General features: G+C 41.8%; 12 protein-coding genes. 1 reads left to right on the forward strand and 11 read right to left on the reverse strand.

Features of this window, described 5'->3' with window-relative positions; translation table 11 throughout:
* Positions 1–3: 3 nt before the first annotated feature.
* Positions 4–1,830, reverse strand: coding sequence for a TonB-dependent receptor domain-containing protein (locus OCU56_RS16065; RefSeq protein ID WP_261874948.1), 1,827 nt, complete (start codon positions 1,828–1,830; stop codon positions 4–6).
* Between the two features lie 164 nt (positions 1,831–1,994).
* Between OCU56_RS16065 and OCU56_RS16070 the strand changes: the two genes are divergently transcribed.
* Entirely contained in the window at positions 1,995–2,942 is a 948-nt protein-coding gene (locus OCU56_RS16070) for an IS30 family transposase (protein ID WP_261873425.1), read from the forward strand.
* Between the two features lie 615 nt (positions 2,943–3,557).
* Here the strand turns inward: OCU56_RS16070 and OCU56_RS16075 are convergent.
* The 10 genes from OCU56_RS16075 to OCU56_RS16120 all read right to left on the reverse strand — a co-directional run bounded on the left by OCU56_RS16075 (position 3,558) and on the right by OCU56_RS16120 (position 12,826).
* Positions 3,558–5,159 carry a BCCT family transporter gene (locus tag OCU56_RS16075; RefSeq protein ID WP_261874949.1) on the reverse strand — a complete coding sequence of 534 codons (1,602 nt, stop codon included), beginning with the start codon at positions 5,157–5,159 and terminating at the stop codon, positions 3,558–3,560.
* 293 nt (positions 5,160–5,452) lie between these two features.
* Entirely contained in the window at positions 5,453–5,959 is a 507-nt protein-coding gene (locus tag OCU56_RS16080) for a DUF3087 domain-containing protein (RefSeq protein WP_261874950.1), read from the reverse strand.
* A gap of 257 nt (positions 5,960–6,216) precedes the next feature.
* Entirely contained in the window at positions 6,217–7,194 is a 978-nt protein-coding gene (locus OCU56_RS16085) for a transposase (protein ID WP_261874951.1), read from the reverse strand.
* A 146-nt stretch (positions 7,195–7,340) separates the two neighbouring features.
* A complete protein-coding gene (locus OCU56_RS16090; RefSeq protein ID WP_261874952.1) occupies positions 7,341–7,592 on the reverse strand; it encodes a hypothetical protein in 252 nt (83 codons plus the stop codon).
* A gap of 278 nt (positions 7,593–7,870) precedes the next feature.
* Positions 7,871–9,043, reverse strand: a complete 1,173-nt coding sequence (locus OCU56_RS16095) for a tetratricopeptide repeat protein (RefSeq protein ID WP_261874953.1) — start codon at positions 9,041–9,043, stop codon at positions 7,871–7,873.
* Entirely contained in the window at positions 9,043–9,666 is a 624-nt protein-coding gene (locus OCU56_RS16100; protein WP_261874954.1) for an energy transducer TonB, read from the reverse strand. Before OCU56_RS16100 ends, OCU56_RS16095 begins: the two co-directional genes overlap by 1 nt.
* Positions 9,667–9,675: 9 nt before the next feature.
* Positions 9,676–10,080: an ExbD/TolR family protein gene (locus OCU56_RS16105; RefSeq protein ID WP_261874955.1), complete on the reverse strand. Its 405-nt coding sequence runs from the start codon at positions 10,078–10,080 to the stop codon at positions 9,676–9,678.
* Between the two features lie 33 nt (positions 10,081–10,113).
* A complete protein-coding gene (locus OCU56_RS16110; RefSeq protein WP_261874956.1) occupies positions 10,114–10,671 on the reverse strand; it encodes a MotA/TolQ/ExbB proton channel family protein in 558 nt (185 codons plus the stop codon).
* Positions 10,671–12,044 (reverse strand): MotA/TolQ/ExbB proton channel family protein, encoded by a 1,374-nt coding sequence (locus OCU56_RS16115; protein WP_261874957.1) that lies wholly within the window; start codon positions 12,042–12,044, stop codon positions 10,671–10,673. Before OCU56_RS16115 ends, OCU56_RS16110 begins: the two co-directional genes overlap by 1 nt.
* The gene (locus OCU56_RS16120) at positions 12,044–12,826 is read right to left on the reverse strand and encodes a DUF3450 domain-containing protein (protein ID WP_261874958.1); all 783 of its coding nucleotides are present in this window, start codon (positions 12,824–12,826) and stop codon (positions 12,044–12,046) included. The genes OCU56_RS16115 and OCU56_RS16120 overlap by 1 nt, the downstream gene beginning before the upstream one ends.
* Between the last annotated feature and the right edge of the window lie 246 nt (positions 12,827–13,072).

Below are 13,072 nucleotides of genomic sequence, written 5' to 3' on the forward strand. Positions count from 1 at the left end.
CCATTAATACCTGTAAGTACCGTTTAGGTATACTTGGCGAGGTTGGATTGCATAAGTGAAAAACGGCGATTCATCTTCTAAGTAGGTATCAAGTAAATTTGAGACACCCATAGATATATCAAAGCTCTTTAAGCTGTAGTTTGCAGAAAAATCATAAACTTGGTATGCCGGTAACTTTTCACCTTCGTCACTTTGAGAGCCTATGTGGCGCATACTGACTTGAGTGGTTAACTGCTCTGTAGTTTTCCAATTAATGGCTAAATAAGCTTGTGATTTTGGCTTGTTCTCAATGACTTCACCTGTTGATTTATCTTCTGTATCCAGCAGGGTCAAGTTCATATTTACGTACCAAGCAGGAGATAAGGTGACATTACCAGACCATTCAATACCTTTGATTTCAGCTTCATTAATATTGAAGTATTGATATATTGTTAAACCTGCAACAGGGCGACCACAGCTTGTAATACATTTCAAATCAATAAGATTTTCTACATTATTTTGAAACAATGTAACCGCACTTCCCCAGCGTTCAGTATTATACGCTGCCGAAATTTCATACGACTGATTCACTTCCGGCTTTAAGTCTGCATTGCCTTTAAGATCAAATGGTCGACCAACAGCAGTACTGTAGTATTCTGGAGAGGATTGCTTAATGGTTGGGGCTTTGAAACCTTCACCGTATCCACCTTTTAAAGTCCAATTTTGTGTTGGTTTATACACTAAATATGCACGAGGAGAGAAATGGCTACCAAAATCAGCATGATTGTCATAGCGGCCACCTAATAGCAGAGACCACTCATCCGTTAGGCTTATATCATCTTGTAAAAATAGCGCACCTTGGTTTGCCGAACCGCCACCTGTGGTAATGTCAACACTATCAAGGCGCTGCTCACTCCATTGGCCACCCAGTGTTACGTGATGAATATCGAAAGCAAAAAATTGAATGTAGCCATCAACAATGTCTTCATCTACATCATTAGGATCGTTGGGGACACCGATTGATTTTTCATTGGTTTGAGATACTCGAGAGCCATACACGCGCAGTTGAGTATCAGCAAAGTCCCAGTAACCAGAATGTGTCACGCCATATTCAAAGGTATCGTAAGTTGTGGTACTGCGGATTTTATTACCCGTGGCATCATCATTTGAGTCATACCAACTATCTGTTTGTGCAACGCGAGTATAGACATCCACTTCTTGCTGCGGGCTTATGATAGTTTGTAACTCAACATCTACAAATGTATTGCGATTACCAGCAATATCGGTTTCATTTTCATGGTTACGGTTTTCAATCAGACCTTGATAAGCATGCCCAGTCGTCACTTTCATCAAAACAGTGTCGTCGATAAGAGCACCTGAGGCACTAACTTCAATATTTCCAGTATTGCCGTCTTTGTCCATCGCAGTTGACCCACCACCGCGAACACTGCCTGACCACTCGTTGGATTTTGGTTTTGTAATCACATTAACCACACCGCCCAGGGCATCCGAACCATAAAGTGCAGACATAGGACCTTTAATGACTTCAATACGCTCAATATCAGAAACCGGGATATTTTGCAGTTCGAAATTGGAGTGACCTAGCATATCTGAAGCACGACTAATACGACGACCATCAATTAGTATCAAGCTTTGTGAAACATCCATTCCTCGAATCTCAATACCCTGACGCCCTTGCCCTATATCAGCAATATTAACGCCGGAGGTCGTTACAAGCGCATCAGCTAAATTTTGATATGGCATTAACGCCAATTCTTCTTTCGTAATAATAGAAACACTTGCTGGTGCTTCAGAGACTTTCGTTTTATAAGAGGTTGCAGTAACAACCATAACTTCATCTGTACTTTGCGCAGCAAATACAGTCAAAGAAAAAAAAGCAGCAGCTAAAGCCCGATTTCAGATAATAACTGCGACATTCATGGAAAGGCATAGAAGAGGAAGCCAACTGCCGAAAGTGGTACGCTCTTCTCGCCAAAGAAACAAGCAGTACTACTATGAATTATCAGCAGTTGACCGAGGGAAGAAGATATCAAATTTCTGCCCTTTTGGAACGGGGAATTTCAATATCTGAAATTGCTAAGACAGTTAAATGCCATCGCTCAACCGTTTATCGAGAGCTGAAACGATGTAGCAAGAAAGAACAATATCGGCCAGACAAAGCACATCATCAATCAATAGAAAAACGACGGCAAGCCCGTAAGTATCAAGTACCTCAATCGCGTATAGATTTTATTGAGGTTCTGTTGTCTATCGATTGGAGTCCAGAGCAAATATCTAATGTCTTAACCCGCGCAGGGGCTAAAGTGAGCCATGAGTGGATTTACCGATTCGTCGCTCGTAATAAGCGACAAGGTGGAAAGCTATTTAAGCACTTGCGCCAAGGCCATAAGCGGTATCGACGGGGCAAGACAGAGAAAGCACCTGCAATCAAAAACGCAGTTTCAATAGATGAAAGGCCTGACATTGTTGATAGTCGTGAACGCTTTGGTGACTGGGAAATTGATACGGTCTTAGGCAAGCATGGAACGGGGGCAATTGTCACTCTCTTAGAGCGTCAAACGCGTTTTTATCTGACACAGAAAGTGCCCTCTAAGTCAGCAAAAGACGTGACTAACGCAACCATAGCAATGCTGATGCCTTATAAAGCGTTAGTTCATACTATTACCGCAGATAATGGTCGTGAGTTTGCAGGTCATGAAGAAATAGCACAGGCATTAGAAACCGATGTGTACTTCGCACACCCTTACAGCTCTTGTGAACGAGGAGCGAATGAAAATGCTAACGGCCTGTTGAGACAGTACGTAAAGAAAGGAACAGATCTACGAACGGTCAGTGATGATGATATTGAAAGGGCGCAACAACGAATTAATTATCGTCCAAAAAAGTGTTTAGGGTTCAAGCAACCTGCTGTCATTTTTAGAGAAATGATGGAGGCTACTTGAATATTAAGAATGTCGCACTTCGGAGTTGAATTCGGGAGGGACTAAGCGAACATTATTCATGAAATTCCATAATACATTAATTTAAACTATAATCGCCAGCTATGTTACAACATATCATTCTTATTTCAAGGAATTGTTCTGTACATGATTTATATATAACCCCCCTATCTTAATTATAATTAAGTAAGGTTAAATGGACTTATGTTATGCCTAGGAAATTTTATACCCGCTATTTATCCTAACCATTAACATATTTATTTTGGTGACTATACATTATTACAGCATATACCCTCTATAATTATGAATAATATTATAGAAAATCTACAGATAATTAGAGCTACCTGTCATTGCTGGTATATTATTTCATGAGGGTTAAGTGAGGATGGATTAAATACCTTATTTTTACTCATCAGCATACATGACAACAGTGAGGTACTTAACAGGATTATCACCTATATAGAAGACGAATATTTTAGTGAAGTAATTCTATTCATAACACAAAAATACAACTACAAAACATGAATAACTCTCTTTCTTTAGCTTATTAAAAAGCCCGTGGCCAATGGTATCAAACACTGTACGCTACGGGCTTAATTCTTATTTTATAATCGAAAGTTATTGCGCTTGTAGTTGCTCTTTTTTGTAGCTAGGCAACTCAGTCAGCAAGCCTCGAACTAAACTCACACACATAGTGAGTAGTACGACAGCAAAGGGAAGTGCTGTTGCAACCACCCCCGATTGCAAGGCTTGGAGCGCATCTTTCCCTCCAATCCAGAGCATGACTGCGGCAATAGAACCACCAATACAGGTCCAAAATACACGCTGAGGCACTGGTGCATCCACTTTACCGCCAGCGGTAATGCTATCGATAACCAAAGATCCTGAATCTGCAGAGGTAACGAAAAAGATCAAAATTAATACTACGGATAGTATTGAAAGTATGGAACTAAATGGCATCGCATCGTAAACATAGAACAAACTTAATGAAATATCAGTTAAGCCATTTATTCCAAGGAGACCGACTTTATGAATGACCTGATCAATCGCAATACCGCCAAATACCGACATCCAAACTAAGGTCACCAATGTTGGGATAAAGATAACGGCAATTAAAAACTCACGCACGGTTCGACCTTTAGAAATACGAGCGATAAACATACCTACAAATGGTGACCAAGAAATCCACCATGCCCAATAAAAAACGGTCCATGCGTGCATCCAAACACCGTCTTCTCTATCGGTAGGCAGGCTCAATTGAATAAAATTAGTCGCATAACCAGAAATGGTATCCCATAGGGATGGTAATACTGAGTTCCAACCGACAATAGTAATAAATATTAGCAACATAAATGCAGCTATCATATTGATATTACTAAGTACTTTCACACCGCCATCTAAACCTCGCATAACAGAGAGCGACGCAAGAAAGGTGACGAAACCGATAATTGCAAGTTGGGTTCCGATGCCACCATTTAGACCAAACACATGATTAAAGCCACTGGTAGCTTGTTGAGCACCGAGACCTAACGAAGTCGCGAGACCGAACAAGGTTGATAAAACAGCCAAAATATCAATGATGTGCCCCATCCAACCCCATGCGCGATCACCAAAGATGGGATAAAAAGTCGATCTTATGGATAGAGGAAGCCCTTTGTTGTATGTAAAAAAGGCCAGTGAAAGTGCCACTACCGCGTAAATAGTCCAGCCGTGCAAACCCCAATGAAATATGGTGGCACCAAGAGCGAGAGACTTAGCTTCTGTACTATAGGCTTCTACATTTAATGGCGTTCCATACCAATCCGTAAAATACGCAACAGGCTCTGCAACGCCCCAAAATAACAGACCGATCCCCATACCAGCGGCAAACAACATCGCTATCCACGATAGCGTACTATGCTCAGGTTTGGCGTTCTTTCCGCCAATGCGGATCTTGGCAAATGGCGAAATCACTAGCAGGAAAGCAAAGACTAAAAAGAAGTTTGTTGACCACATAAAGAACAAATCAAACTGTTCAATAATGTTATTTTTAAGTGAGTTTAATGTATTTAAAGCAGTTGATGGGCCAACGAGAAGAAGGCTAATGAGGGTAATTATAATGAGGGCGGCGCTAGTTCCGAATACGGGGTTGTGTATATCGAAACCCCATTTTTGAATATTGTCTTGACCTACTTCATAATCCGTAGTGTCTATACTGTACTTCTTATTTTTATCATCCATATATATAAAAATTAGGTTGCGTTTCCAAATTTCTCTTCATCGAGAAAAACAACAGAACTGTCCTCCGTTTAGATAGTGCAGCAAATTCTGCACTAAGAATAATAACAGTTAACCCTATTTCACACAAATACACATAATAATGCATTGCATATGCAAATAAATTTGCATAATGAATAAAAACAAAGGCTTATATTGTAATTAACATACATTAAAGTTAATAAACTAATAAAGTGTTACATTATTAATGATGTGTATTTAACCTTACTATAGGTTTATCGACAACAACATTAAATTTAGAACTTTTTCAGTATTTCAGATTGATATTGCGTTATATCTAATTGCACCCCATACAGTTCAACCCATTCATCAAGTTGTAACTGTGCTTGGTTTAAACTGTCCATGGTGATGGTATTATCATCTAGTGTCCATAACTGCCTAGAACCTTCGTAACTAAATTGAAGCGCTAACATGGCTTCTTTATTACCTTGTTTTGCAGCAAGCAGTAGCTTTCTATTCTTCCTATAAATCAGATTTAGTGCCTGCTTTAAGTCCCATACATAAGCCACTTCAACCATCAATGAATGCGTTTTCAATCTCATTAAAGTAAGGCCTAAAATTCCCGCGGCCACCACAACACCAAGAAGGTTCCAATGGAAATGAGTCCCCTCCCCCGATGGAAATATCTGAATTAATACCTGAGAAATACTCAAACTCAATATAGCAAGACACCCAACACAAGCAACAATCACCACATTTAAACGAGAACGGTACACCCGCTTATCAACCTTCTTCAGTTGCATTTTTCCCCCAACCAACGACTAAACACAAAAGATTATCGAGCCACCCATTTTAAAACAAGCACTTAAGACTCAAAGTGCCACTCTGCTCTGCATTAAAATTATTTAGACAATATATAACTATGAAAATAAGGGGATAAGTGCATTTTTTTAGCCAAACGCTTCTAATCAGATTAAATCATGGGATTTTTGCATATAAATACTCGCCCAAAGCCAAATTGGGGATTTTTGGGGGGCTCTTAAGTTAATTAACGCTTCAATTAACTGGTTTTCAAGTATCGGCAACAATTTGCAAAATGCCGTCGCCGTTTTTCTAAATGCTCACAGTAAGATGTCAGTTCTTCAAGTGTCCCAACAGGGCCATGGAACAAGTGGCCAAATTGAGTGATAAGTGTCATCCAGTTATCGGGGGCAATATTCATTTTTACTAGTAAATCCTGACTACCAGTACTGATAGCGCCACGCTTATCATCCCGAATTAACCGCCCTGTTTCATCAATGAGTTGTAAGTAGTCACTTAGCGGAAAAGCCACGCCCTTAGGTTGATTGTGCTGTTCATTTTCTATAAAAGGCAGTAAACGTTTAGGTTGCTCTCCTCTTAAAGCACCCCGAATGCGAAGTTGAATGCTGGTATGCTCTGACTGCTCAAGTGTTTTGGCCATTTTGGCTCTAATTGGATTTAAATCTACGTAAGCCATGCAGGTAATGAGCGCGGCTTCATCGAGCAAGGCTTGAGATTTAAATCGTCCTTCCCAAAATCGGCCAGAGCAGTTGTCCTCTTGGTTGGCCCGGCGTGCGATGGGCTCATTGAGACAACGCATAAACCAGCTGATATCACAAAGACGACTTCGATAAGTAGCAATCCTATGCTGCAATATTGCGGTATCTGCAGGGGGCAGTAAATGCCCTTTAACAAAGCGATGAGTGAGTTCATCGCCTTTAAATATTTGATGCCATTGCTCAAGTACTTCTCTGTCACTCCAGTCGTTGGCGGCCTCAATATCAACGTGTAACACCACATGTAAGTGATTGGACATAATAGCAAAAGCGGCAACATCGATGGCAAATACTGATGTGAGTTTTAGTAATAATGATTCAACCCAACCACGTCTATGGTCGTAATTTTTCCCGGAGTAAGTATCGTCGCCACAAAGGTACGCGCGCCTGACAACGCGACTGCAGCAATGATAATAAGGCGTATCTTCAAGACTAATTTGAGTTCTTCGAGGGCGAGGCATTGGGTTGCTCCTTCATTCAAATACTCCATTTAGTTTAGTCGATTGTACGAAACATACGATTTAACATGGGTGGCATGTTTGGGGCATAACATGGGGGGCATGTTTGGGGGGCATACCTGTGCTTTGGGCACGGGTATGATTTGGGGTTAGTGGTTTTTACGTTTTGGGCCACGTCTTACTAGATCTTGTCCTGTTTGGAAGACATCTTCCGTTACCCAGCGGGACATGAGTAGTTTATGTTGATCATCTAATACTGCGACAAAGCGACGTCCGTCTTTGTTGCTTGTGGCTAGGGCGATGCCTGAGATGTTGGTGAGGCTAAAACCGCCATCTTCTACCGCAATTAAGAAAGCTTCTAACTCTTCTAGGCTTGTGATGATATCAGCGTCATTATTCATTAATTATATTCTTTATTGAGCAAATGTTTCATGGGTAGATGGTGCGATATTTTATGGTTAAATGCAACTTTGACGTTCATTTCTAGATGTTAACTATGGCTGTCCATTAAACAGTGATCCACAAAACAACCGCCTTTTAGATTTTAACTATGGCTGTCTAGAAAATAGTCATGGCTGTCCACTAAACAGTGCTCCGCAAAACAATCGCCTTCTAGGTTTTAACTATGGCTGTCCGGCAAATAGTGTTCAATTCAGCTGCGAAAATACGTTGGTACTGACTAGGGCTGTGTTAGTTGATTGAGATAGCGTATCCAACTTAACGTACTTTCACTGGTTTTGATTTGATTGGCCTTTTGCGCATAGTGCAGTGCTTGCGGAAACTTGCCTAAATGATAATAGGCATTCACACGACTAAGCTCTCTTCTGGCACTTCTTGTCACTTTGTCTAATTCCACTAATGCGGTCTGATAATTTTTATTTGTCATCAAAAGCTGAATATAGGACCAGCGATACTGGCTGTCCAGACTCGTTGCTCGTGACCACGCTTGCAGAGCGTGTGACCAATATCTTGCTTGTTGCCAATATTGGGCTTCCATCGCGAGATCTTTGCCTTGACGGTTATCTTGTTTATTTAATCGATGCAGAATTTCAGCCGCTTTCTGAGGTACTTTTTGCTTGGCATACAATTGCGCCATTAATCGATATTGAGCATCACTTAATGCAAACCCTGCTCGTTCGTATTGCTTTAATGTGGCTAACGCTTGTGGAAAATTCTCAACCCTTAAATACAAATTCAGTGCTTGTAACCACCAGCGTGATTGCTTGGGCTCGAAACCTCTTAACATAAGTGTCGATTTTAGCGCGCTATGCCAACGCTGTAATGATAACTGCGCACCCAACTGTAAATTAAGCACAGGTACCGTCACTTTACCGCCACTGCTGTGATAACCACCGATAGCAGTGGTAACCTCCTGCCATTGTTGCTGTCGGTAATGACCTTGCGCAATGCGTAGCCAAATTGACTGGATACTTTTAGCATCAAGAACCTTATGCTGATTATTTTGTGCAATCACCTGCTGATATGTCATTAACGCTTTGTCTGTGTGCCCATTAGATAACTGAATATCACCCAGCATACGTTGCGTTTCTATTTGTTGCTCAATGGGCAGCCCATTCACCTTTACCGCTTGAAATAATGCCTCTTCTGCTTGGATATTTTGTTTCTGTTGCCAATATAAAATACCCAGCATCCTTTGTACAACAGCGGTGTCATAGGCGTGTCTGCCTCGGATTTTTTCTAAGATCTGTATCGCGGTGGCATTGTTATCTTTACTTTGTAATTCATAGGCTTGGTGAACTTTACTGGCTACCGAACGGCTTAGCTCTTGAGCATTAACCTGCATCGACAGCACACTAAACACCAAACTTAAAATAATCGCTAAATGTGTCATTATTGCAGTTTAAACTCCAACTTTAACGTCTGCCCTTTTCTTGCCGTGGCCTTTCCGTCCACGATAAGTGGTTGATACTTCCAACGCTGAAGGGCTCTTTTTGCCTCTCTGTCAAAAATTCGCTTAGGTTGGCTCTGCTCTATTTGAATATCCGTTGGCCTGCCGTTTGGGTTGATCGTAAAGCTCATCACCACAAACCCTTCTATTTTTCGGCTCAGTGCCCGTGCAGGATACCTAGGTTCTACTCGACTCAGAGGCATCGCCTGTTGATTTTGCCCAATACTCAAAGGTCCAGGAGCTGAGATAGCAAGGCCTAAGACCGAGGTATCAATGGACACTTGTGGCAGTTCAAAATGACTTAATGCCATTGGTGTACTCGAAACATTACTGGAATGACTGGATTTCATTTTGGGAGGCTGTACCTGCTTTGGTGGCGGTTCCGGCAACTGTCTTTGACGTCGTTGCACTTGGCTCTCTTGCTCCACTTGCACAATATCAAAACTCAATAATGGCTTAGTCACCTGCAAAGGCGTTTTACCTAAATTCACTAGCCAAGTCATAAAACCAAACACAAATACCGTCAGCAACAGCGCTATGGGCAGAGCAATAAATAGTCGTTTCATTTATTGTCTCTATTTTGCCGTAGTGGCAAGGGCAATTTTTTCAATACCAGCCCCTTTCACCCCGTCCATCACTTCCACTACCGTTCCGTTAAACGCAAATTTATCCGCTTGAATGACCACAGAAGCGTCAGGTTTATCGATTAATAGATTCTCTAATGTCGCTTGTACGCGTTCAGAATCTACCAAACGTTTATCAATATACACTTGGTTACTATCGGTAATGGCAATAAAAATACTGGCATCTTGCTGGCTAGTTGCGTTTGCCGCTTGAGGACGGTTGACCTCAACTCCAGACTCTCGAACAAAAGAACTGGTAACAATAAAAAAGATCAACATGATAAATACGATGTCGAGCATTGAGGTCATATCAACCTGCGCTTCTTCATTTTTCTCGCGACGTCGCCCTAATCTCATTGGAATAAAACCTCTAAATGCTTCACTAATTAACTATTGAGTATGAATGCGCAACAAGCGCTCTAAATGCAGTTGTTTGCGATCGGCCATTTCGCATAATCTCGAATATACAAACATACTCACCAAGGCGGCCACCATGCCGGCCATGGTTGGAATGGTGGCCATTGATATGCCCGCCGCCATTAATCGAGGCTCACTATTTCCTTGTGCCGCCATCACGTCAAACACGGAAATCATACCGGTAACGGTTCCCAATAAACCCAGCATAGGAAACAGAGAAATCAACACTTTCATTAAGGATAGCCACCGTTTAAGGGCTAACTCCGATTGCGCCAACCACGACTCTCTTTGCGATAAAGCAAACCATGAATGACGGTCAGTACGTCCCTGCCACTGTAACACCCACTGTTGCTGGTATTGAGGAAAAACCCATACCAAGTACAGCACTCTATCCAGCACCAAAACCCAAAAAAACAGCATCACAACCGCCAACCACCATAACACTGGGCCGCCACGAAACATTAACTGCTCAATTGAGTTAATAAGGCTAAGGTCGCTCAACCAAGTAAAATTGGTGACCAGATCAATCATTAGCCCAGACTCACCGAGTTTGCTAATGAAACTGAATTAACACCTTGCTTTGCTTGCTGCTCCGCGCTCTGTGCAACCAGGCCGACCCCTTGCTTCTCAATCACATTACGAATGCTCGTAGATAAGCTAGATAACATATTATGCACCAGCAACAGAGGCATCGCTGCCACTAAACCTAGTACGGTCGTGATCAAGGCCATGGAGATACCACCCGCCATGATGCGCGGATCCGCATTACCAAACTGAGTGATGGTTTGGAAGGTATCAATCATGCCAGTGACTGTACCCAGTAGCCCCAACATAGGCGCAATCGCCGCCAGCAATTTCACCGTTGAAATGCCTTTATCTAATTGCTCTTGCTCATCCATCACCGCTTCTAATAAGCGAAGCTCTAATGCCTCAATAGTGGGGCTCTCATCCACGTTATGCACTAAAATAATACGCCCCAGAGGGTTATCAGCTGTCGGTGTCTCTACCTGCTTCAATTGCTTATTAATCTTGGCTCTGATCGCCACTAACACCATAGAACGGTATCCGCCAATGAGCAGGCCAATGGCTAACAAACTCAGGATGATTTTACCCACAACGCCACCTTGTTGGATGCGTTGCATTATGGTGGGGTTATTGGCTAATTGTTCAAGTAACGCGCCGCGCGTGGCATCAATGGAAACTGGCGTCGTACCGTGAGTCAGATCAGATGACACAGATAAAGCGTTGCTGGGTTGCACCAAATAAGATGTCGCCCTTTGTTTAGCCGTATCCCATGCTAAATAGCCATTCTCATCAGCAAGAGCAAACGCCCCCATACGTAAAACACGCTTGTTATGCACTTCACCCGCACCATTCACATAGGGCACGGTAAGTAACGAGGCTTGCGCACCATTGCTAATTTGATTCTCATAGGCGTGCCACAAACCGTATAACTGATCTTTAGAAGGGATGGACTTAGCATCAATAATGGCCTGAATGAGGTGAATATCCTCATCTAAACCAATTGAGGCCACCGAACGTGATTGCTCTAACTGAACATCTTTAGCCCCTTGACGCACCACGCCAAAGATCTCCCCTAAACTGCCCGTAGCTAAAGTCAGTTGCTTCTCTTTATCCGCTAATGTTTGCTCGTTTTCATCAAATTGCTTAGTTAATGATTCGATGCTTTTATTCAGTGTCTTACGCTGCGCAAGTAACGCCTTATATTCACGTTTAAGTTGTTGCTCTTTATCTTTAAAAATTTGTTCGCGCTGTTGGTTTTGTTTCAGCTCCACCTGCTTAGCTGTCACTGTTTGTTTCAGCAAGTCCTGATTGGCATAACTCGCAGTAGCTGAAAATAGAGACATCACTAGCAAAGTGATCATAATATTGGAAGATTTCATCACTTACTGCCCTCGCTTTTAGCAACAGACACAGGCAAGACTAATAACGAAGGTGACGCTTGTTTGGCCGCCACATCAAACGCCTTATCAATATAATGACCTATGCTTCGGTCTTGAGCTATCCACATTTTTTGGCTGTTATCCCAAGCCCAATATCCTTGATGATCTTTAGAGCGAGCCACTAATGAAATACGCCCAAGGTACAGCTTTTCAACAATAATGGATTGACCATCGATGACAATAGAACCTGAATACGCGGCCATCTTAGTGCCGTAATCCATTTCAATCTGATACGCCTCAAGAATACGGCGATACTTTTCAGCATCACTAATATCAGCCTGGGTCATCATAGTGGTAAGTTTTTCTAATCGCGCATGGCGCATAGCGCTACGAATAGGACGATCGTTTTGCAAAACGGTCTTTAACCCGTCGAGCATGGCGTACATTAATGGCACTATGCTCTGTCTTATTTCATCTATTTGCGCTATTTGTTGGTGATAACTGTTAATTTCAGCAGATTGGCTAGTAATAAGGCCATTAAGGTGAGTTTGATACACCTTTAGATTATTGATCTCTTGTTGTAGAGCCGCAATATCCCCTGCTAACTTTATGGATTCATCACTACTTTTAGCCACTTTGGTTTGGCTATCAGCTGCATTTTTGGTGATCTGAGTTTCTATATTCTGTGATTTTTGCAAATTGGATTGCTGAGAGGCAAAAGCCAAAGTGCTTAATATAGATAGGCTTGCAACTAACATCGCTCGCACTGATTTGTGGTTCATATTTATCTCATTAAATCTTTGATTTAGCTTATTTTTAATACGGCATGCCACCAAAGTGAGTGTGTGCCCACGCCATTACTGCACTTACTATGATGATGAATTCTGCGAACTAATACCTGAGCATATAATACAAGAAAACCTTGCTGAGATATTTTGATTCATCCTTTTTTAGCAAGGTATATTTCATTTAAAGTATTGAAACGCTTATATTATGCCATTAACGCAAATGAGAAGCGATATTATTTA

This window comes from Vibrio rarus (assembly GCF_024347075.1).
Classification (GTDB): Bacteria; Pseudomonadota; Gammaproteobacteria; order Enterobacterales; family Vibrionaceae; genus Vibrio; species Vibrio rarus.

Bases quoted from the DNA above. Each gene is read 5' to 3' on its own strand.
- OCU56_RS16120 (WP_261874958.1), bottom strand. From the start codon at position 12,826: ATGAACCACAAATCAGTGCGAGCGATGTTAGTTGCAAGCCTATCTATA.
- OCU56_RS16100 (WP_261874954.1), bottom strand. From the start codon at position 9,666: ATGAAACGACTATTTATTGCTCTGCCCATAGCGCTGTTGCTGACGGTA.
- OCU56_RS16110 (WP_261874956.1), bottom strand. From the start codon at position 10,671: ATGATTGATCTGGTCACCAATTTTACTTGGTTGAGCGACCTTAGCCTT.
- OCU56_RS16085 (WP_261874951.1), bottom strand. From the start codon at position 7,194: ATGCCTCGCCCTCGAAGAACTCAAATTAGTCTTGAAGATACGCCTTAT.
- OCU56_RS16075 (WP_261874949.1), bottom strand. From the start codon at position 5,159: ATGGATGATAAAAATAAGAAGTACAGTATAGACACTACGGATTATGAA.
- OCU56_RS16115 (WP_261874957.1), bottom strand. From the start codon at position 12,044: ATGAAATCTTCCAATATTATGATCACTTTGCTAGTGATGTCTCTATTT.
- OCU56_RS16095 (WP_261874953.1), bottom strand. From the start codon at position 9,043: ATGACACATTTAGCGATTATTTTAAGTTTGGTGTTTAGTGTGCTGTCG.
- OCU56_RS16080 (WP_261874950.1), bottom strand. From the start codon at position 5,959: ATGCAACTGAAGAAGGTTGATAAGCGGGTGTACCGTTCTCGTTTAAAT.
- OCU56_RS16090 (WP_261874952.1), bottom strand. From the start codon at position 7,592: ATGAATAATGACGCTGATATCATCACAAGCCTAGAAGAGTTAGAAGCT.
- OCU56_RS16105 (WP_261874955.1), bottom strand. From the start codon at position 10,080: ATGAGATTAGGGCGACGTCGCGAGAAAAATGAAGAAGCGCAGGTTGAT.
- OCU56_RS16065 (WP_261874948.1), bottom strand. From the start codon at position 1,830: ATGGTTGTTACTGCAACCTCTTATAAAACGAAAGTCTCTGAAGCACCA.
- OCU56_RS16070 (WP_261873425.1), top strand. From the start codon at position 1,995: ATGAATTATCAGCAGTTGACCGAGGGAAGAAGATATCAAATTTCTGCC.